Source organism: Acidobacteriota bacterium (assembly GCA_028874215.1).
GTDB lineage: Bacteria > Acidobacteriota > UBA6911 > RPQK01 > JAJDTT01 > JAJDTT01.
Genome location: JAPPLF010000031.1, coordinates 14,426 through 34,003, shown reverse-complemented (window position 1 = coordinate 34,003; position 19,578 = coordinate 14,426). Strand labels below are relative to the sequence as shown.

Below are 19,578 nucleotides of genomic sequence, written 5' to 3'. Positions count from 1 at the left end.
TCCCCGGGGGGGGGGTTGTTTGCCGGCCCCGCCCCACCGGCTTTTTTGGGGGGGGGGGCCCGCGGGGGGGGCCCGGGGGTGGGGGGGGGCGGGGGGGCCCCCGGCCGCCCCCGGATCGCTGGTCAAGACTCATGTCGGAACGGAGTCGTTGGGATGCCAATCGGGAGAACCGAAGACCTCTGGAGTATTGGAGATATTTCTTTACCCCGTGGTGGGTCACTTTTCCATTAACGTTTCCAGGGTGGGGCCATTCGTGTGGCTCTTCTATTCGACGATGTGGACCCCGTGCTTCGATGCTGGACAGATCCTTATGTCCAGCTCGCGGCGCACCCACTTACCAGACCGTGGCATGAGTCGTCCTGTTGTTCAACCATGTCTGCATCCCGGATCATTGCCTTGATCCTCATTAATAGTCAAGAAGTTATGGCGAGGTTACTGACCCGCGATGTGAATAACAAAAGGAGGATCTCACGCGACCATAGGAAGTGAGTTGCAGATTTTTTAGAATGAAAGATCTAGTCGACAAGTTTCGTTCAGAACCTTCAAGCGATAATATGCGTGCCGTGGTCGCCCAAGCAGTCAGTAACCGCCTAACAGATGCCGGAATTGCGTATCTGGCATCCGTTCTCGGAAGATCCGGAAATGTCCTCGAAATCCCGATGAGTCAACCAAAAGCGGACTTGGCATCTACCGGCGCACCGACTTCACTTTCGACATTGCTGGGTCCGCTTTACCTACGGGCCCTGGATTTTTGCGTCCCAAAGCTCGGTGTCCCAGGACGTCCGGCTGGAGGCGTGGACACGCTAGCACAGTTGCCAGGCTACAGAGTGAAGCTGACCAATGACGAGGTAATGGATTGCATTGAGCGATGCGGCTACTCGCATTTCTTGGCTGGTGAGGAACAGGCGCCCCTCGATGCTCGACTATTCCGTTTCAGACAACTTTCAGGGACGCAATCCGTTCCTGGGCTAACGATAGCGAGTATTCTGTCGAAGAAGATTGCTGTCGGCCTAAATCACGCTGGCCTGGACGTCCGAGTGGGACCACACGGAAACTTTGGTGTGACGTGGACGGAGGCCCGCAGGAATGCTCGCCGATTTTCGAAAATAGCGTCCATCGCCGGAATAGATTCTGTCTGCTTTCTTACCGATGCCCGATTTCCCTACCAACCGTTTGTCGGTAGAGGAGAATCACTGGTTGCCCTCAAGGACACTTTTTCCGGACGGCAAGATTCATTTCTCGAAAATCATACTAAGGTGTGCTTTGCTATGGCATGTGCAACGGTCAGTCACCCCGCCATGGATTTACAAAGCCACACGAAAGCTGCCGAGAAACACTTCTATGACAACTTGCGGGCACAAGGTAGTAGTCAAGATGCGTTTGAGGAGTATGTAAACAAGATTCGACGCGAACATTACTTTGAATATCTGGCCACTGAACATGGATTCTTGTGTATGATACTTGCTCGGCTACGCGATCTTTTCCTTCGATTCCAATCGGTCGGAGTAGAAGGTAACGTCGAATTTCCGGATGGGATCGGAGTTGTGTTACAAAAGATGCCTGGAGATATGGTGCGACCCGGAGACCTCATCGCTACAGTGAGGGTCATTGAAGAGCAATGGCATTCCGTCAAACGGCGGTTGGACAATGTGTTCTCAATTTCGGAAACAATGGAAGTCGGGCCAGGTTTTGAAAAGGTGATCAATGGGTAAGTTCTGCTGTTTTTGCTGTCCAGCCAAAGATAACTCCGAGAAGTCACTCGATGACTCGTGTCCGACGTGTGGACGAACGTACCGGTTTCCGCTCTCTGACTTTCCAAGCAAGATAAGAGACTACTCAATTATCACACCGTTAGGACGCGGATTTTACGCAGCAACATATTTTGCCGTCCGCGGCGCGCTTCAGACGAAATCCGTCCTTAAGATTTCTCCTAAGCATTTATTCGATTTCTTTCCCGGTAAAGATTTTCGGCATGAATGTCTGACACATTCGAGGGTAGCCGAAGGGACGGAGCACATCGTTGATATTCGCGATATGTTCGATGCCGATATTGTTTTTGGAGACACCAAACTGTCATGCCATGTCGCGGAACTGGAATATGTCGATGGTAGACTGTTGGCAGACTACCTTAAACCAAATTCGGGATTGACCGCCGTCGCCGCTGCCCAAATCGCCATTGATTTATTCAATATTCTCGATGAGCTTAGAAAGAAAGATGTCAATCATAATGATCTCCACGCCGAAAACATTATTATAAAATCCCTCGGTTCTGATTCCAGGCGGGCCGGAGCAATTGATGAAACAATTCGCGCCATCGCGATAGACCTCGGTTCAATCTCGGACGACAGCAAGAGTGACAGTCGCAACTCGCGACTAGGTGATCTGCACTGGATAGCCGAACATTTGCGGTCTCTCGTTGAAAATCTGCTCTATGATCCCGACGAAATATCCGATTTGGATGCCCGGTTGGCCAGCGCATTGCAGCTTATCGCGCAAAGCATCACTCCAAATACGGAAAATCAGAGAACACCCTCCTCCACCGATTTCATCGACCAGATTGAGGATGCTTTCTACCGCGTAGCCAAGCCTTGGAGGCCGTGGCAAGAACCTTTGAGCCTTAAGGTATTCAATGCTTCATACAATGCGCAGACCATGCAAGCTTGGCATGTTCCGCAACTGCTCGTCGATACGGATGGACAGTGGCTGAACACCATTAGTTCACCTGGGCCCCAAGTGATCACCGGCATGCGTGGGTGTGGTAAGACTATGCTGCTACGCGCGCTTCAATTTCACGCGCGCGCCGCCCAGCGAGAGGAGGAATCCAACGGTCAGGTCCTAAAACGGTTAAAACGGGACAACTATGTGGGAATTTTTGTATCAGCCCACAGACTGCTCGACAGACTCGGAGATGACACCGAAACGACTCACGTTCCATTTGCACGTTTGCTCGTGGCCTTCGGACTAGAAGCCGTGAAAGCAGTTCACCACCTTTATGACATCGACCAAGATTCAGTATCGCAGTTCGCCTACAAGTATCTCGTAGATACGATCGCTGGCTACATCAGGAACTCAGATGATCTCACATATGCATCCTCAATATACGACTTGGAGAGGCGTCTCATTCGTCTGCTGATATCAATGAGCCGAGGTGAGCGTGATTATTCTTTGGTGGGGCACCCGAACACAGCCTTTCCGCGGCTCGCGGAGGCAATTCGTCGCTGTTCTCCAATATGGCAGAACGCTCAGGTCCTGTTTCTGTTAGACGATGTATCGACAAGGTATCTGAACCAACCACGCATCGAACAGTTGCTGTCTGCACTATTGTTCCAGAGTCCATCATGCGCATTCAAGTTGACATCTGAGGCCCAGACCATAGAACTCGGACTGAAGTCGCCGGGGGAAATCCATCCGGCAAGGGTCGGTCGTGATTTAAACGTTTTCGATTTGGGTGCGGAGGTCTATGGGAAAATTAAGAGGCACGGCAGAGGAAATGGCCGCGATTTTGTGGAAAGAATTCTCAGTCAGCGGGCAAACTATTTCGCGGCGCATCCAGTGCAAAAGCCTACAGTTTTGCTCGGTGACGTACCCTTGGAAACCATAGCAGCGGAAATTGGTGCATCGACAAGTAGTTCAAGGGAACGAAAAAAAATTTACCGCGGAATCACTGCTCTTGCTCGCATGTGCGTCGGAGACATCGGCGATGTAATCAGCCTCTACGAACAGATTCTGAAGAAGGCTTCTGGACAAATGGCACCGATTAAGCCAGAGATACAGTCTGATTGTTTTCAGGATTTTAGCGCTAGGCGGTTGTACGATCTCAATCGACGACGTGGGTATCTAAAGGATGTCGCCAAGTCTTTCGCAGAAGCGTCGTACAGTCTCCTCATTAATTCCTGTAAGGAATCTCCGTTCAAGACAAATAAAAACCGGATTCGTCAATATTCCTCCCTGTATGTACGGATCACTACGGGCGACTTCGAGAAACAGACCGAGCGGTTACGCGATTTGATTGATGCGGGAGTGTTTGTATTCGCTGGTGGCAGCAGCGTTCCCCGCACCAAGACGCGCGACGGCAACCCCACACAGCAGTTCAAGCTCACATACCGCAAGATTTATGGACTTGTCAATTTCATCGGTCTAGCAGAGCGGGACCGCTTTGAATTATCTGGAGCCGACCTTGAGGAATGGCTTTCCAAACCGAGCAAAGGAAAGGAAATCCTCCTCCGAAATCTCGGGGGTAGCGATTCTGATGAGGGAACTGACAAAGAGGCGCGCACACCACCGAGGAAGGAGGAACCAATTGACGTCGATTCGAATGCACGCGGGAATGAGAAAAGAGGTCTTGGGGTTACGCAGCCTCGATTGTTTGATCGTAACGTGCCTTCTTTTGAAATAGAGATTCTACCTGCTACCGATCCAGGAGATGCAAGTTTTCTGGGAGCCAACAAACCCGCCATTCGACATCTAGAATATAATTCTATTTCTGATTTTCGGCTAGACTGGATTGTCGTCGGATTGGGGTTCGAGGAACGATCTCTAGAATCTGTTCGACGTTTGTGCACGAGCACACGACCACGAAATGCACTGACCGTCGCGTACAGGGAACCCGGGAACGGTACTGATATAACGTCAATATTGGAAAAGTCGGTCGAAAGATGCGTGACAGAAAACTACGAACAGATCATTGATAACGGGTTACCGCGCAATTTGGATGGTAACGTTATGATCGACATCACGGGCCTTGCAAAACCGGTGATATTCCACGCAGTCAGGGACCAGCTTCGACACAATAGGCACGTATGGGTATGGCATACAGAAGCAGAAAGCTATTACCCTCTTGATGGTGACTTGGCGGGAATTGTGAAAGCAGAGGATGACAGCGATCTCCACATCCTGCTAGAGGAATTAAGCAGAGTCCTCACCGGTGAGACCGGGCCGTATATTTCTAACAAGTTGTTGCCATCCGACTACGACAACACTCGACAGAGGGTTCTTTGCGCGTTCTCATCTCCTAAACATGAAAGGCTCTTCTCACTCTTAGATTCTCGGGAATACGACCGGATAGAGATTATAACCGCCAATGTCGGTACCCCAAGGAGCAAGGTCGCTCAGATCGCCGCCGATATCGCAGCTCGGAACAACACGAATTCTTACGTTATAAACATCGACTCAAACGACTATGATGGCGTGCTGAGGTTCATCACTGAACGATACAGATATTGGTACATCAACCATGGACTGAATTTTGAATTTGGCTTGACGGGATCAAAGATTCAGGCTGTTGCTTGTGCTGCGGCCAGTGCAGCATTTAAAATATCACAATGTTGGTATCTGCGCCCGCAACGGTTTGATCCGGAGCGATTTACTAAAGGTGTTGGAGAGTCACATGCTTATGAAATCTCGCTAAAGCAATAGCCATTCAATCCCCTTTTGTTCCGGCAACTGTCGCTCCGGCCAGTAGCAGTCGGAGCGTTTCAAGGAGGTAACGAATTGGACTGAAACACACCAACGTCAAGGGATTGCCTTGGGTGAATCTACGGACCGTACGCGAGTGAATGCTGCGCAGGCCTCGAAACGGGCAATGCGGAAGCCGGCCCGCCGGGGTACACGACGACGAAGCACTGCGATTGGTCGACTATCCGTGATATTTCGAGCTGCCCAAACGACAGCTTCCTGACAGGCGCGACGGTGTCCTGACGGCGTTGGCCAGTGACAGATAAATTCAACCATGCCTCGCAGGTAGTTGGAATGTGACAAATTTGGGATCGATGCTGTTTGCGAAGAGTCTGACGGAGGTGAGCAGCCTTCACAGTAAAGCCGTTCGGATCATCCTGTTTTGCGGAAGCAGCCGGATCGAGACACTGAAGGAGCAGGGCGGGGACAGGGGTATGCTTCCGGATTTGAGGGTGTGATCAATTTCAACGATGGTCTGCTGCCCTTCATCGAGGTCGGTGAGCAGGCGTTCAGGAAGACGGTGGCGCAGTTCCCTGAGTTGGCGGTGGAATAACTCACGGCGAATGCTCTGACCCACCAAGACTTCTTCGTTTCCGTCGCCAGCCCAATGGTCAGGGTTCTCGAGGATCGGGTCGAGATTACAAACCCGGGAGTGCCACTGGTGGACACCCGACACTTTATGGACTCATCGCCCCGTTTGCGTAACGAATCCCTTGCCTCGCTCATGCGCCGAATTGGCGTCTGCGAGGAGCGCGGCAGCGGATTGGACAAGGTGGTATCCCTGAGCGTGGTCTACCAACTTCTCGCCTCTCTCACGGAAGTTGAAGTCGACCACACTCATGTGGTGCTTTTTGCGCCGCGACCGCTGGCGGGTATGGACAGGGCAGAATGGATTAGGGCTAGTTTCCTTCGATGCGTATGCCGGAATTGCTGGCCAACACTTCGGTCCGAAAGTTGTTAGGAATCGAAACCCGGAACAGTGCCAGGGCTTCCCAACTGATAGCAGCCCTCAAGGCAGGGGAAATTGTGCCCGACTACCCGGCAGCGGCTCCCAAGCTGGTGCGCCAAGTGTCCGTGTCGGCGAGGGCAGAGGACCGCACCGTTACTTGATCAGATGTTCCCGAGCGAGTGCTCCTCGATTCGTCAAGGTCCAATAACGCTCGTATATTCAACTAGTTGCGCAAATCCAGTTTATTTTGCGGGTACTAGACAGGTTGGCCGATGAGGACTGACACTACTGAACGCGGCCTCGAACAACTGATCTGCAAAGCGCTGACCAGCGACCCCTGTGACCCCCCTGCCGATTGCACGATTGGCGGCCCGCCCGCTGGGTACGGTGGCGTCGGCTAGTCCTGCGGCGACCACCGCGACTGCAACCGTGAGCACTGCGTCGACCTGGTCCAACTTCGCCCCTTCATAAACGCTATCGAACCCGAAGCCGCCACGGCCCTGCGACTGACCGAAGACGGCTCCGGACGCCGCAGGTTCCTTGCCCTGTGGAGGACGATCCCGAGTTCGACGTCAAGAAGGCCCGCAGGAAGCTGCGGCGCTACGTCGAGAGTCACGACCACGCGATCCGCCTCAAGTCGGAGATCATGGTCGACCACTTCCACACGCAGGTCCTGTCCCACGGCAAGATCGGCGGCAGCGCCCGGGCGATGGTCGTCACCAACGGGATCGAACGGGCGATCCAGTACTTCCATGCCATCCGCGACTACCTGAAGGAGCGAAAGAGCCGCTACCAGGCCATCGTGGCCTTCTCGGGAGAGCATGAGTACGGCGGGACGAAGCTGAGCGAGGCCAAGCTGAACGGCTTTCCGTCGAGCAGGATTGCCGAGAGGTTCCGGGAGGATCCGTACCGCTTCCTGGTCTGCGCGGACAAGTTCCAGACCGGCTACGACGAACCTCTGCTGCACACGATGTACGTGGACAAGACGCTCTCCGGCATCAAGGCGGTCCAGACCCTCTCCCGGCTCAACCGCGCGCACCCCAAGAAGCACGATGTGTTCGTGCTGGATTTCCTGAACGAGTCGGACACCATCCGGGACGCCTTCGCCGACCACTATCGAGGGACGATCCTGTCCGAAGAGACCGATCCCAACAAGCTGCACGACCTCCAGGCCGACCTGGACGGCGCCCAGGTCTATTCATCCGGGCAGGTCAAGGACTTCGTGTCGCGCTACCTGGCCGGCGAGGATCGCGAGAAGCTCGATCCCATCCTGGAGGCATGCGTGGAGGTGTACCTGCAGGACCTGGACGAAGACGGGCAGGTTCAGTTCAAGCGCCAGGCCAAGGGATTCCTGAGAACCTACGCCTTCCTCTCTTCGATCCTGCCGTACAACAACGCCAGGTGGGAAGAACGCTCGATCTTCCTGAACTTCCTGGTCTCGAAGCTACCGTCCCCGCGTGAGGAGGATATGTCCAAGGGCATCCTCGACGCCATCGACATGGACAGCTACCGGGTCGAGAAGAAGGCGATGCAGAAGATCCTGCTGCCGGATGAGGACGCCGAGATCGGCCCCAGTTCGGACTCCGGTTCCGGCGGCCGCGCCGACCCCGAGCTGGACCTCCTGTCCAACATCATCAAGGCTTTCAACGATCTCTTCGGCAACATTCCCTGGGAGGACGGAGACCGGGTGCTCCAACTCATCACCGAAACGATTCCGTCCCGAGTCGCGCAGGACACCGCTTTCAGGAACGCCCAGAAGAACTCGGACCGGGAGAACGCCCGTATCGAGCACGACAAGGCTCTCCTGCGAGTGATGATGGCGGTGATGAAGGACGATACACAGTTGTTCAAGAAGTTCATGGACGATCCGGATTTCAAGCTGTGGATGAGCAATCTGTCGTTCCGGCTGACGTACAAACCGACGGAGCCGTCGCAAACCCGGATTGATCATGGAACAAGTTGACAAGGGCTTCCGGCCCGGCATCTTCGTGCCGTCGCATCCCCGTGGTTGGCCCGGCTCCCTCCTGCGCAGCGATGGGGTCCCGCGTTGCCATTGACGCCGTTCGCTCAGTTGGACACGCGCCGCAAGACAAGGGTGTCAACCAACTTCGCGTCGTCAGGCTCGCTTCGGCTCAGGCCATCGGGGTCCCCGTGCGCTCCCTCCCAGGGGTGCTTGCCGGTATTCAGGCTTATCGTCACGACACGGATCTGCCCCGGCGACAGGTCGTCGTAGCCTTCTTCATAGCCGTTCACGACCACGCGCAGGTCCGGCGGGTAGGTCTGCAAGAATTTCATTAGTTCCTGTGCAGTCATGACAACTTCCTTACTTGGGATCGCTCAATCGCAGCATTCGGCGGCCCGTGACTCCAACGGTTCGATCCTGCCGGGCGACTCCATGCGCTCGTCTTGCCGGTCAACTGCATGTAGAGCGCGTCGGGGCAGAGCTCGATGCCGGCGTCCCACGTAATCGCTCTGTGCGGAGCAACGCGCACTTGCTGGAATCGGCCAGGCTCATCCCACGCGGCGAAGACGCCACGTCCGGCCAGATGGGACAGGTCGATTTCTCCGGATGAACCATCGGAATATCTGAGCCAAATCCGGTATCGCTCTCGAGCCTCCACTTCAATTGGTCGAATCATCGTTCTCCCTCGGATTCACTTCCGAACCCCGGCAGTGTCAGGTTCTCCTCGATGGCCACGTCCAGCCTGTGGGCCTCGGCCTGTTGCTCCCGCCATTGGGGGGTGAGGCGACCCATCGTCTCCTCGAACGGTTCCAGGTCCTCCAACTGCGGTGCGATGCCGGCATGGCGGCCGGGAGTGAGTACGCGACCGTGCATTCGCACTTCCTCCAACGTTGCGCTCTTGCAAAAGCTGAGCACATCAGCAGACTCCCCGCATCCTCCCCACCGCGCCAAGCATCGTAGGTATCGGCGATGCGGGCGAGTTCCTCACCCGTCAGCTCGCGGTGGGTGCGGTCGGTCATGCGGCCCAGCTTCAGGCATCGATGACTCGAAGCCTGTCGTGGCGCCGCCATCGGTTTGTCTGACTGTCATCTTCGTTGCTGTCTGTATTCTCCCTTCGCCCAAGACGATTTCCCCGAACCGGGCCGCAGCTAAATTACGACATGCGGCGCGCCGGTGCACACGTCGTCGGTGCAGGTTGCAATCTTACAGAGATTATCGGCCCGCACTTGGCTGATTGGTACGAGAGCGAGTAGAGGGAGCCCGATTGGACAGGGAGACGTCAGGGGTGAATTGCAAATGGTCGTTCGGACGGAGTCCCGTCACCAGCAGTTCCGACTCGGCGACGAGGCGGGGCAAGCGGGTTCGATTCCGCTACCGTCACGACTCACCCCGGTGCCGCCGAAACTTCCACAACGTCGGAAGAGCCTGGGGTTTCGAGATGGGTTCGCCGTCTTCGCGCATACCCTCGATGTGAAACTCGATGGACTCCCGGATCTCCTCCGACAGCTCACCGCGGGTGCTCGCCGTAGTCACGCAGCCGGGCAGCTCGGGCACGTAAGCTGCATAGTTGTTCGGGGTCCCTTCAATCATGACGCTGTACTTCATGACGTTGTTTCCTTCCTTTGCTCTCTTTCAGCAGTCGGGGAGCCGAATGCCGCTCGCCCACTCAAAGTAGCCGCGGCGCCACAGCAAGCGACCGGATCACGTATACTTGCTTGCATTGCAAGCAACCGACAGTTTGGATGGGTTCCGTACCGTCAGGAGGAACGACCGATGGCGAACATCACGGTCCGCAATCTCGACGATGACGTGAAGACGCGGCTCCGCGTGCGTGCCGCCGAGCATCACCGTTCGATGGAGGAAGAGGTCCGCATCATTTTGCGCGACGCCGTAAATGATAGGCGAACCGGCCCCCGGGACCTGGCGAAGTTCACGCGCGAGTGCTTCGCGCCCCTTGGCGGCGTGGAGCTCGAACTTCCGCCGCGTGGCCCGATGCCCGAGCCGCCGGATTTCTCCTGAGCGGCCGAAATGTTCGCCATAGACACGAATGTGGCCTCCGAACTCATGCGCCCGGAGCCGACGCCCGCCGTGGCGGCATGGATTGCCGAACGCGACGCACAGGAGATGTACCTGACGGCGGTGAGCGAAGCGGAATTGCGCTACGGCGTCGCGATCATGCCGGCCGGCAAGCGGCGAAACGCGCTGAGAGCCGCAATGAACCGTTGGCTCGACCACGGTTTCAGAGAACGAGTTCTCCCGTTCGACAGCGCTGCCGCCCGAGCCTACGCGGAGATCGCGGCTGGCCGCCGCCGAGCGGGCCGGCCGATCAGCGACGCGGACTGCCAGATCGCGGCCATATGCCGCTCACGGGGTGCCGTCTTGGTCACGCGCAACGTGCGGGATTTCAGCGGCACCGGAGTCAACATTGCCGATCCTTGGGCAGCCATATGAAACCTCCAGCGCCTGCGTTCTGGAGGACGGCTCCATCTTCATGGTCGGCCAAAGAGAAGGCTTCAAAAACCGATTCGGCCCCCATGGATCGGAAGTGACTTCGGTCCGGTTTCGCATCAATAGACCCGACGAGGGAGAAGGCGCCAGCTGATTCGCCATGTGCCCGCGTGGGCGAGGGCAGAGGACCACACCTCTACTTGATGAGATGCCGCCGAGCAAGCGATCCATGATTCGTCAAGATCCGATAAGGCTTTTATATTCAACCAGTTGAACAGATCCATTTTACTTGACGGGTACTTGATGGGATGCCTGAAGGGGACTGACATGACTGGACTCGGCCTCGAACGCGAATACCGCACCCCTCTGATCGGGGACATCGTCACCGGTAGGCTCGATGTTCGTACCGACAGAGATGATCGGCCCGCACTTGGCCGATTGGTACGCAAACCGGTAGAGGGATCCCGGTTGGACAGGAAGACGTCAGGGGCGGGTTGTTGATGGTCGTTCCGACGGAGTCCCGTCACCAGCAGTTCCGACTCGGCGGCAAGGCGGGGCAAGCGAGTTCGGTTCTGCAAGTCCGACCCCGCTGACACATGGAAGTGATAATCTCCCCCTCCGGAACGGCCGGGCTTGGGGGAAGCAACAGGAGCAGCGGGCCGTAGACGATCGAATCTGATCCTGCTCATGGTCCCGGCTTTCGGAGGGCGCCGGTCCTTCGTCCACTGTGGTGATTCGGTTTCCGGACAGGGCACGCCAAGTGATTCCTGGAGGTCCGACAGTGTCTCGCGCCGCGCAGCTCTGCATTCATGATCCCGTGAAGTTCAGGTACCGGGGTGTCTGCATCAGCGGGCACATCGCCCGCAAGACTCCTCGGAAAGCCGAAATCGTGGGAACCGACGGCGGCGAGTACCGAGTGCCATGGGACCTCCTCGCTCGAAACGAAGCCGAAAGGCGAAAGCGAGTGACTCTGAGGCGAGACCAGCTCAAAGCCCAATTCCGCCCGGAGGACGAGGTCTTGATCCCGCACGGTCAGGGCACGATCGAGGGCACCGTTGCGCGTCTCGGGCCCAAGCGCGCCCTGGTCACCACGGAGCACGGAAGCTACTTCGTTCCGTATGGTCTGCTGACTCGAGCCGGACCGGACCCGGATCGCGGCGACGGCCGGCGACTGGCCGAAGTTGCGGTGGAGGCTGAGCGGCTGATGAGCCGGCACGGACTCACGGGATGGAGCTTTCAGTTCGAGGATGCCTCCAAGCAGGCGGGAGTCTGCGTTTTCGGCCTCAAGGTCATTGGACTCTCCCGCCTCTATTGTCTTCACGCAACCGGCCGGCAGGTGAGGGACACGATTCTCCACGAGATCGCTCACGCCCTGGTCGGCCCGAAGCATAATCATGACGGCACCTGGAAGGCAGTCGCGCGTTCCATCGGATGCGCTGGCGACCGTTGCCACAAGGTGGAATTCGCCCCGCCTCGCTATATTGCGCGGTGCGTCACTTGCGGCTGGGCCATCAAACGAAACGTCAGGAAAAGGGGAGCGATCTGCAAGGCTTGCAGGTCCCCCGTGAGCTACGTCACATACACGAAGAAGCGGTGGGAATTGGCAACAGACGCACCTGACGGACGGAAGGAGGCCATCCCATGACGGACTGGAACACCTGCCCGGCCGTCGAGCGGGTCCCGGGAAGGGCGAGCGGGGCCTGGGTCTTTTCGGGCACACGGATTCCACTGTTCGCGCTCTACGAGAACCTTGCCAGCGGCGCGACGATCGACGAATTCGTCGAGTGGTTTCCGGGCGTCGAAGAGTGGCAAGTCCGTGAGGTGCTCGAACACGAGGCGAAGGCGCTGAGAGCGGCGGTGGCTCGTTGAACCTGCTCTTCGATTAAGGCACGGCCGCACCGTTGCGGAGACACCTGCACGGGCATTCCGTGTACGCGCTGGCGGCCAAGCGGTTGGAACGAATACTTCGTTCTTCGAGGCGAACACCTCTTCTCAGAAGCTCTCCTACTGGCCACGCGCCGGCGACATTCTGGGAGAACCAGGCGTGTTTCAGGAGCGGGGGTTTTCCTACCCCCGCTGTCGTAGCCTGCTGTGTCTGGCCATGGGTCATGGTTGGTCCGAACGAGGGCGCCTGAAAAACGCCTCTCCAATGGGGGACAGGAAAGTCCCCTCCTGTCACTCCTGCATGTTCCAGGGAAGTCGCCTCTACACTCTCCACTGCAATAAGAGAGAAGGTGCTTGCTCCGATGGGGCACGGTTGGTAGCGTACTGCGACCTTTGGAGAAACTCGGATCCGAAGTTGATTAGAGGAGTATCGGTTCCATGGAGCGACGTGGTTTTCTCAAGCAGTCTCTTTCGGCCGTCGCCTTGGGCGCGGCCGCCGGATGCACCCAGGGAGAACACTCAACTGGACCAGCCGGGGCCGCAGACCCGGCCAATCTACACCGGGACGCCATCGTCATCGACACCTACGGGAAGCTGTACTTGGAAGACTTCCAAAAAGGCCAGGTGGACGCCATCGTCCACGGAATCGGCGTCGAAGAAATCTTCCGAAGCGATGCCCGGGAAGGAATCATCGATCCTCCCGAGGTGGGCAAGAACATCTGCGACAACCTGTTTGAAGGCTCGGACGAGGTCAAAAGGGTCCTGCAGCGCGTCGACGAGATCCTCCAGCAGAGCGTGCGGCGGCACCCGGATGCCGTCGAGCTGGCTCTCCGTTCCTCCGACGTGAAGCGAATCGCCGGAGCCGGCAAGATCGCGGTGATCCCCATGCTCAACGCGGGCTGGATCGACAACGATCTGGCCGTCCTGAGGATTTATCACCGCATGGGGATCCGGGTCTTCGCGCTGACCCACATCGCCGCTTTCGACTGGGTCGACTCCAGCGGGGAACTGAACCCGAAGCCAGGTTTGAACGACTTCGGCCGGGAGGTGGTTCGGGAGTGCAACCGGATCGGGATGCTGGTGGATGTCTCCCATGCCTCGGACCAGGCGTTCTGGGACACGGTCCACACCAGTTCCAGACCCATCATCGCCACCCATTCCGGTTGCCGGGCCCTATGCTACGTGCAGCGCAACCTGACGGACGAGATGCTGCGGGCCCTGGCCGAGAACGGGAGTGTGGTGAGCATCTTCACCGTGCCCTCCTACCTGGATACCAAGGCCCTGAACGACATGATGGCAAGCCGGTTCCTCCCCGACTACACGGAACGGGATCTTCGCCTCGCGCGGCAGTTCTCCGATCCCTGGGAGATTGCCGCCGCCATGAGGAACGCGAGCAATACGCTGGATTCACATTCCTACACCGAGGAAATCGACCTGCCTCCCATCGACGCTTTCCTGGACCACATCGACCACGCCGTCCAGGTGGCCGGAATCGACCACGTGGCGGTCTCCTCGGACAACGAGCCCGTCGAGGGCCTGGAAGACCGGTCCCGGTGGCCGAACCTGACCCGGGGTCTGGTGAAGCGGGGATACGGCGACCGGGACATCCGGAAGATCCTGGGGGAGAACTTCCTCCGGGTCTGGGACCAGGCGGCCGGGACCCCGGATGTGAGCTAGATCCGGCGCCGTCTCGTCATCCATTTCAAAAATCATCTACGGAGGAAACCGATGGTGGAACTGAATTCGACTTGGAAGAGGAATTTCGACGTCTACGACAGGATCAGGCGGCTGGGAATCGATCTGGGGCAGAAGGAAGACTCACTTCCGCCTCCCGGTGCGCAGAACCTTGCGCAGGCCACCTTCACCCCCTCGGGCCTGGTCTTCCTTTCCGGCACCACCGCCGGCATGGGAGCGGTCACCGACGACGATGCGGAGATCGAGAAGGGGGCCGCGGCGGCTCGCGAGGCGGGTATCGCACACATCCGCGTTCTGCACTGGGGACTCCATCCGCTGGGGACGCTGAACGACGTCTGGTACTGCGTCAAAGGTCTCGGCATGGTCAACTCGGCCGGTGGCGGGGTCCTGACCCTCTCGCACCTAGTCGTCAACGGATACTCCAAAGTCTTTCATGACGTCTTCGGCGGACCGCTGTCGCAGTTTGCGGACGATGGCAAGGATCAATCGCTTTCGGGCTGGCACGCGCGCAGTGCCGTCGGGGGTTTCGATCTGCCTGCGGGAGTCCGGGCCGAGCCCGAGATGATCGTCCAGATCGATCCTGAACTTGCTTTGAGAATCATCCGGGAGAAAGGTCCTCATGCGTAGGACCGGGAACGGTAGGAGGGGGGACATTCCTGTCCCCCTCTTCGCTTTTGCAATCACAGCGCCCAGTTGATCTGGAGGTCGGAAAAGGATCGGGATAGGGACAGTCCGCTTTTCCCGAGGTTAGGCTCTCCTGACTCTCGCGGAATCCCTCATTCGCCTGCGACTTCGATCAGCAAGCGACAGTGATCGCTCGCACCCCACTCTTCGACGGAGTTCATGGCGCGAACCTTGACGCTCTTGTGGAAGCCGCGTGAGGCGAACGCATAGTCGAGCTGAAGCTGGGCAGTCTCGGGGGACCGGCGGACCGTGTGGTAGGTAGGCACGTTCCGAGTATCGGGCGGCAAGCCCGGGGGTGTAGGGTGCGCCTGCCGTCCCCCAGGATATTTGGGGCCTATGAACTCCAAACCGAGCGCGTCCATTCTGTGAAATACGCTGCCGTCGCGGGACATGGGCGCTGACGAAACGTCGTCGGTACCCTCGTAGACGATATTGAGGTCGCCCGCCGCGAGTATTCGATGTGTGCTTGGATCAAAATTGCCAATGAATGCTGAAAGGTCCGAGATTATGCGGTGGGCTGAAACGTCGGCATTGCCTACCTTCCACTTACTCTTCGTAGACGGGTGCGGCCTTATCCATCGCGCATACATGGACACGGCGATGAATGCCGGGGCATCCTTTGGGATCACCCTGGCCGCGGCAATTGTGCCGATACCGCTGACGGCGATCTCGTCCTCCATCGTTTCGCTGATCGGGCTAACCTGCTTGAACCATTCGACTTGGACCCGGTCGGAGAGTTTCACGACCATCGGGAAGCGGTCGAATAGTTTTTTGAATCGACCCTCAAACCAACGCGAATTCCATACGTGTGGGTCCCAATGTTCCGCGCTACCGGTCTGGACCCTGTCGGCAACGCCGTTTGGTACTTTTCCGGCTTCTTGGAGTAACGCGACGTCAGCATCCATTTCCACGAGTTGATTCCATGGTTTGCGCCGCTTATTGATGTTCCAACACACTATTTTGGTTGCCATTTCTGCCTCTGAAGTCTCATTCGCAAGTGGGGTAGCAAGGTCATTTTGAACACTGTCTCTGACTCAGGCGCTGTTCGCTTCCCCAGCCGGAAGCCGATTTCATACTCGTCTCGTGCCCTCAGGAGTTGGCGGGATTGTGCCATTGGAAGGAGGAGGTTCTTTGGGTAAGCCCTATCTCTGAGATAAGCATGGGAGCGGAATGGGAAGCGGGACACTCGTGTGCCTCCTCTTCATCGCCGATCCGGAATGGGGGGTTAACAACCCCCGCTCCAATGCCTCCCATTTTCTGCCGGGATCATGCGGGCCTTTGGCCGGTGGTGGCCTCTGGGGTCACCGGTTTTCCTTGAAATCATCTTCCCGAAATCGTCTTGAAAACTTCGCATACCGTTCCGGGCTGGAGCTCCTACGAGCCGAATCTGTTCGAACCCCACTCGAATTCACGTTCGTTCGCAGACGAAAACCACCGAATGCCCCGCAGAAAATGTGGTATCAAGAGCCCGTGGTCTACGGAATATCTTTCCTGGTCCTGCTCCTTTCCATGGCGCCAGTTGGCGTTGCCGCCGCGGAGACGACCGGAACCCTGACGGGAACCGTCGTCGACGAGACCGGGGGAGTCCTTCCCGGTGTCGTCGTCAACCTTCGGGCCGACGGCGCCGAGTTCTCCTCCGTCACCGACGACATGGGGAAGTGGAGCATCGACGGAGTCCCTGCGGGACCGGCTACCCTGACTTTCCGGCTGATCAATTTCGCCGGCGCCCGCCGCGAGTTGACCGTGGCCCCGAGCGAGGTCTTGACGGTGGATGTCGTCCTGGTGCTCTCATTGACCGCGGACGTCGTGGTCACCGCCGAGCGCACCTTCCGCAACATCGCCGACCTGCCGCAACCGGCGGAGAACCTGGTCGGGATCGCCTCCGCCGCCAGCGTCGGCGCCATCACCGCGGCCCAGCTCCAGGCGCGCCCCATCATGCGGCCGGGCGAAGTGCTGGAGACGGTTCCGGGCCTGGTCATCAGCCAGCACAGCGGGGAGGGAAAGGCCAACCAGTACTACCTGCGCGGTTTCAACCTGGATCATGGAACGGATTTCGCGACCACCGTCGCCGGCGTGCCCCTGAACATGCCGTCCGGCGCCCACGCCACGGGCTACTCGGACTCCAACATGATCATTCCCGAACTGGTGAGCGGCATCCAGTTCCGGAAGGGGCCGTACTTTGCGGAGGACGGTGACTTTTCCGCCGCCGGCTCGGCAAACGTCAGCTACTTGAACCTGCTGGAGCAGCCGGTGGCCAGCATCAGCACCGGCGGCCAGGGCTGGAGCCGCATCTTTAGCGCCGCGTCGCCCCGCCTGGGCGACGGCAACCTGCTCGTCGGTGTCGAAGTGGGCAGGAACGACGGTCCCTGGGTCGAGCCCGACGACCTGCGCAAGGTGAACGGCATCCTGCGCTACAGCCGGGGAGACGCGCGAAACGGCTTCTCCATCACCGGCCTGAGCTATTCGGCGAATTGGCATGCCACGGACCAGGTGCCGGTCCGGGCCATCGAATCCGGCCGGATCGACCGGTTCGAAGGGATCGATACCACCGGCGGCGGCCGGACCTACCGGCATGGCGTCGTCGCCGACAGCCTTCGCTCGAACGGAGAAACCTCCACCCGAATCACCGCCTTCGGCATGCGTTACGGACTGAACCTGCTCCAGAACTTCACCTATTTCCTGGCCGATCCCGTCGACGGGGATCAGTTCGAGCAGGTGGACCGCCGCACCTCGGTCGGCGTCAAGCTCACCCAACGTCGCCTGCGGGAGTTCCTGGGACGTCCCGTCGAATGGAAGATCGGCACCCAGTCGCGCCACGACGACGCCGGCGTCATCGGCCTGTACGACACGGTTCGGCAGCGCCGCACCAACACCGTGCGCGAGGATGCGCTGCGCCAGACGTCGCTGGGCCTGTTCGGCGGGGGGATGTTCGATTGGACTTCGTTCTTCCGGACCTCGGTCGGGTTTCGCGCCGACGTCTATCGGTTCGCCGTCGACGCCAGCAATCCCTTGAACGCCGGCGCCGGCGTGGATTCCATCGTCAGCCCCAAACTGACGGCGATCCTGGGACCGTGGCAGCAGACCGAGTTCTACGCCAACTGGGGAGAGGGCTTCCACAGCAACGACGTGCGTGGCGCGACGATCCGAGTCGACCCGCGCACCGGGGAGCCGGCCCGGAGGTTCCCTCCGCTGGTCAAGGCCCGCGGCGGCGAAATCGGCATGCGGACGGTGAGGCTGCACGGGCTGCATTCGACGGTGGCGCTCTGGTACCTGGACTTCGATTCGGAGCTGCTCTTCCTGGGCGATGCGGGGGTGACGGCCCCCAGCCGTGCAAGCCGCCGCTACGGCGTCGAGTGGTCGAACTATATTCGGTTCACACCCTGGATGACGGCCGAGGCCGACCTCGCGTTCACCGCCGCGCGGTTCTCGGACGACGACCCCGCCGGACCGCGGATTCCGGGTTCGCTCAACCGCGTATTCTCCGGCGCCCTCACGTTCGAGCCGGTGAAGCGATTGTTCGGGAGCGTTCGCGTGCGCCATTTCGGACCACGTCCCTTGATCGAGGACAACTCCGTGAGGTCCGGTTCGACGACCCTGTGGAACGGTCAGATCGGCATCCGCTTCAACCGGCGCGTCACCGTCTCGTTCGAGGCGTTCAACCTCCTGAACTCCCGCGTGTCGGACATCGACTACTTCTATACGTCGCGTCTCCCGGGAGAACCCTTGGAAGGGGTGGACGATGTGCACACCCATCCCGCCATCCCGCGAACCGCACGCGTCGCCCTGCAAATGAGGTTCTAGGCTGAGCCGGTGGCGCCGCCGGATTTTCACGGAATCAAGGAATCCATTCCCAGTGGTAGAGAAGGGAATTATCCTTCTCCGCGAGTGTGTCGATTTGGTCTACCTGGACTCTTCTGTTTGGCTCGAACCAGGTTCACAGCGTTCCCTTCATGACTGGTACTTATACGGGGAATCTTCTTGCACACCGTTGTCTCTTTGGTAATACGCTCGACTATGCCTAGAGGAGAAGAGTGATGTCAGATCCCAAGGAGTTTCGATTCGGAGGCTTCCTTATTTCGCTGCTGGCCTTCTTGGTTACGGTCGGCGTCGCAATCTACGGGTTAGTCAAGGCTTTCAACGCCTTTTGCAAGTGGAACAAGCAGGATCGAATCCCGGAGAAATACAAAAACTCTCAATCGGCACTCAAAGGAGACGATTTCTCAAATCCGTCCAAGCGGTTGACGGGGGGGCGTTGCGGCGCCACAGGCTTGTGGAGATCGAGTTGTCAGCACCGGGAGCAAAAGCTCATCCGCTCAGGAGAAACGTTTCCACTGTGTTGGCATTGCCGTCGGGGCGTGTATTGGAAATTGATTCGACCGGGCAAGTAGGGAACCTCGATTGCCCACGTATACGGAGAGTGAGATCGGTAGAGAAGGTGACAGCCCTTTCTCCGCGTGCGCTCATTAAAGTCTGGACCATCTGACTTCGATGGTGAAGAATC

At 58.3% G+C, this 19,578-nt stretch carries 14 protein-coding genes and 2 pseudogenes; 11 read left to right on the top strand and 5 right to left on the bottom strand.

Annotated elements, in window-relative coordinates:
- Positions 1-506 precede the first annotated feature (506 nt).
- The 3 genes and pseudogenes from OXT71_06235 to OXT71_06225 all read left to right on the top strand — a co-directional run bounded on the left by OXT71_06235 (position 507) and on the right by OXT71_06225 (position 8,366).
- Positions 507-1,712: a hypothetical protein gene (locus tag OXT71_06235; GenBank protein ID MDE2925980.1), complete on the top strand. Its 1,206-nt coding sequence runs from the start codon at positions 507-509 to the stop codon at positions 1,710-1,712.
- Complete coding sequence (locus OXT71_06230) at positions 1,705-5,415, top strand: hypothetical protein (protein MDE2925979.1); 3,711 nt, start codon at positions 1,705-1,707, stop codon at positions 5,413-5,415. The genes OXT71_06235 and OXT71_06230 overlap by 8 nt, the downstream gene beginning before the upstream one ends.
- 1,535 nt (positions 5,416-6,950) lie before the next feature.
- Positions 6,951-8,366, top strand: a pseudogene (locus OXT71_06225) (type I restriction endonuclease subunit R).
- A gap of 104 nt (positions 8,367-8,470) precedes the next feature.
- Here OXT71_06225 and OXT71_06220 read toward each other — a convergent pair.
- The 4 genes and pseudogenes from OXT71_06220 to OXT71_06205 all read right to left on the bottom strand — a co-directional run bounded on the left by OXT71_06220 (position 8,471) and on the right by OXT71_06205 (position 9,971).
- A complete protein-coding gene (locus OXT71_06220; GenBank protein ID MDE2925978.1) occupies positions 8,471-8,716 on the bottom strand; it encodes a hypothetical protein in 246 nt (81 codons plus the stop codon).
- Positions 8,713-9,042, bottom strand: coding sequence for a DUF2442 domain-containing protein (locus OXT71_06215; protein ID MDE2925977.1), 330 nt, complete (start codon positions 9,040-9,042; stop codon positions 8,713-8,715). The genes OXT71_06220 and OXT71_06215 overlap by 4 nt, the downstream gene beginning before the upstream one ends.
- A pseudogene (locus OXT71_06210) lies at positions 9,039-9,397 on the bottom strand (N-6 DNA methylase). Before OXT71_06210 ends, OXT71_06215 begins: the two are co-directional and overlap by 4 nt.
- Before the next feature lie 346 nt (positions 9,398-9,743).
- Positions 9,744-9,971, bottom strand: coding sequence for a type II toxin-antitoxin system HicB family antitoxin (locus OXT71_06205; GenBank protein MDE2925976.1), 228 nt, complete (start codon positions 9,969-9,971; stop codon positions 9,744-9,746).
- A 168-nt stretch (positions 9,972-10,139) separates the two neighbouring features.
- Between OXT71_06205 and OXT71_06200 the strand changes: the two genes are divergently transcribed.
- From OXT71_06200 to OXT71_06175, 6 genes are all read left to right on the top strand, one after another.
- Positions 10,140-10,385, top strand: a complete 246-nt coding sequence (locus OXT71_06200; protein MDE2925975.1) for a plasmid stabilization protein — start codon at positions 10,140-10,142, stop codon at positions 10,383-10,385.
- A gap of 9 nt (positions 10,386-10,394) precedes the next feature.
- A complete protein-coding gene (locus tag OXT71_06195) occupies positions 10,395-10,817 on the top strand; it encodes a type II toxin-antitoxin system VapC family toxin (GenBank protein ID MDE2925974.1) in 423 nt (140 codons plus the stop codon).
- A 778-nt stretch (positions 10,818-11,595) separates the two neighbouring features.
- A complete protein-coding gene (locus OXT71_06190; protein MDE2925973.1) occupies positions 11,596-12,459 on the top strand; it encodes a hypothetical protein in 864 nt (287 codons plus the stop codon).
- On the top strand, positions 12,456-12,683 hold the full coding sequence (locus OXT71_06185; GenBank protein ID MDE2925972.1) for a DUF433 domain-containing protein: 228 nt from the start codon (positions 12,456-12,458) through the stop codon (positions 12,681-12,683). The genes OXT71_06190 and OXT71_06185 overlap by 4 nt, the downstream gene beginning before the upstream one ends.
- Positions 12,684-13,136: 453 nt before the next feature.
- The gene (locus OXT71_06180) at positions 13,137-14,375 is read left to right on the top strand and encodes a membrane dipeptidase (GenBank protein ID MDE2925971.1); all 1,239 of its coding nucleotides are present in this window, start codon (positions 13,137-13,139) and stop codon (positions 14,373-14,375) included.
- A gap of 51 nt (positions 14,376-14,426) precedes the next feature.
- The gene (locus OXT71_06175) at positions 14,427-15,020 is read left to right on the top strand and encodes a hypothetical protein (protein ID MDE2925970.1); all 594 of its coding nucleotides are present in this window, start codon (positions 14,427-14,429) and stop codon (positions 15,018-15,020) included.
- 149 nt (positions 15,021-15,169) lie between these two features.
- Here the strand turns inward: OXT71_06175 and OXT71_06170 are convergent, their stop codons facing one another.
- Positions 15,170-16,048, bottom strand: coding sequence for a hypothetical protein (locus OXT71_06170; protein MDE2925969.1), 879 nt, complete (start codon positions 16,046-16,048; stop codon positions 15,170-15,172).
- A gap of 481 nt (positions 16,049-16,529) precedes the next feature.
- On the opposite strand from OXT71_06170, the gene OXT71_06165 reads away from it, so the two are divergent.
- On the top strand, positions 16,530-18,878 hold the full coding sequence (locus OXT71_06165) for a TonB-dependent receptor (protein ID MDE2925968.1): 2,349 nt from the start codon (positions 16,530-16,532) through the stop codon (positions 18,876-18,878).
- Between the two features lie 233 nt (positions 18,879-19,111).
- Complete coding sequence (locus OXT71_06160) at positions 19,112-19,465, top strand: hypothetical protein (GenBank protein MDE2925967.1); 354 nt, start codon at positions 19,112-19,114, stop codon at positions 19,463-19,465.
- The last annotated feature ends 113 nt before the right edge of the window (positions 19,466-19,578 follow it).

Bases quoted from the DNA above. Each gene is read 5' to 3' on its own strand.
- OXT71_06235 (MDE2925980.1), top strand. From the start codon at position 507: ATGAAAGATCTAGTCGACAAGTTTCGTTCAGAACCTTCAAGCGATAAT.
- OXT71_06230 (MDE2925979.1), top strand. From the start codon at position 1,705: ATGGGTAAGTTCTGCTGTTTTTGCTGTCCAGCCAAAGATAACTCCGAG.
- OXT71_06220 (MDE2925978.1), bottom strand. From the start codon at position 8,716: ATGACTGCACAGGAACTAATGAAATTCTTGCAGACCTACCCGCCGGAC.
- OXT71_06215 (MDE2925977.1), bottom strand. From the start codon at position 9,042: ATGATTCGACCAATTGAAGTGGAGGCTCGAGAGCGATACCGGATTTGG.
- OXT71_06205 (MDE2925976.1), bottom strand. From the start codon at position 9,971: ATGAAGTACAGCGTCATGATTGAAGGGACCCCGAACAACTATGCAGCT.
- OXT71_06200 (MDE2925975.1), top strand. From the start codon at position 10,140: ATGGCGAACATCACGGTCCGCAATCTCGACGATGACGTGAAGACGCGG.
- OXT71_06195 (MDE2925974.1), top strand. From the start codon at position 10,395: ATGTTCGCCATAGACACGAATGTGGCCTCCGAACTCATGCGCCCGGAG.
- OXT71_06185 (MDE2925972.1), top strand. From the start codon at position 12,456: ATGACGGACTGGAACACCTGCCCGGCCGTCGAGCGGGTCCCGGGAAGG.
- OXT71_06180 (MDE2925971.1), top strand. From the start codon at position 13,137: ATGGAGCGACGTGGTTTTCTCAAGCAGTCTCTTTCGGCCGTCGCCTTG.
- OXT71_06175 (MDE2925970.1), top strand. From the start codon at position 14,427: ATGGTGGAACTGAATTCGACTTGGAAGAGGAATTTCGACGTCTACGAC.
- OXT71_06170 (MDE2925969.1), bottom strand. From the start codon at position 16,048: ATGGCAACCAAAATAGTGTGTTGGAACATCAATAAGCGGCGCAAACCA.
- OXT71_06165 (MDE2925968.1), top strand. From the start codon at position 16,530: ATGTGGTATCAAGAGCCCGTGGTCTACGGAATATCTTTCCTGGTCCTG.
- OXT71_06160 (MDE2925967.1), top strand. From the start codon at position 19,112: ATGTCAGATCCCAAGGAGTTTCGATTCGGAGGCTTCCTTATTTCGCTG.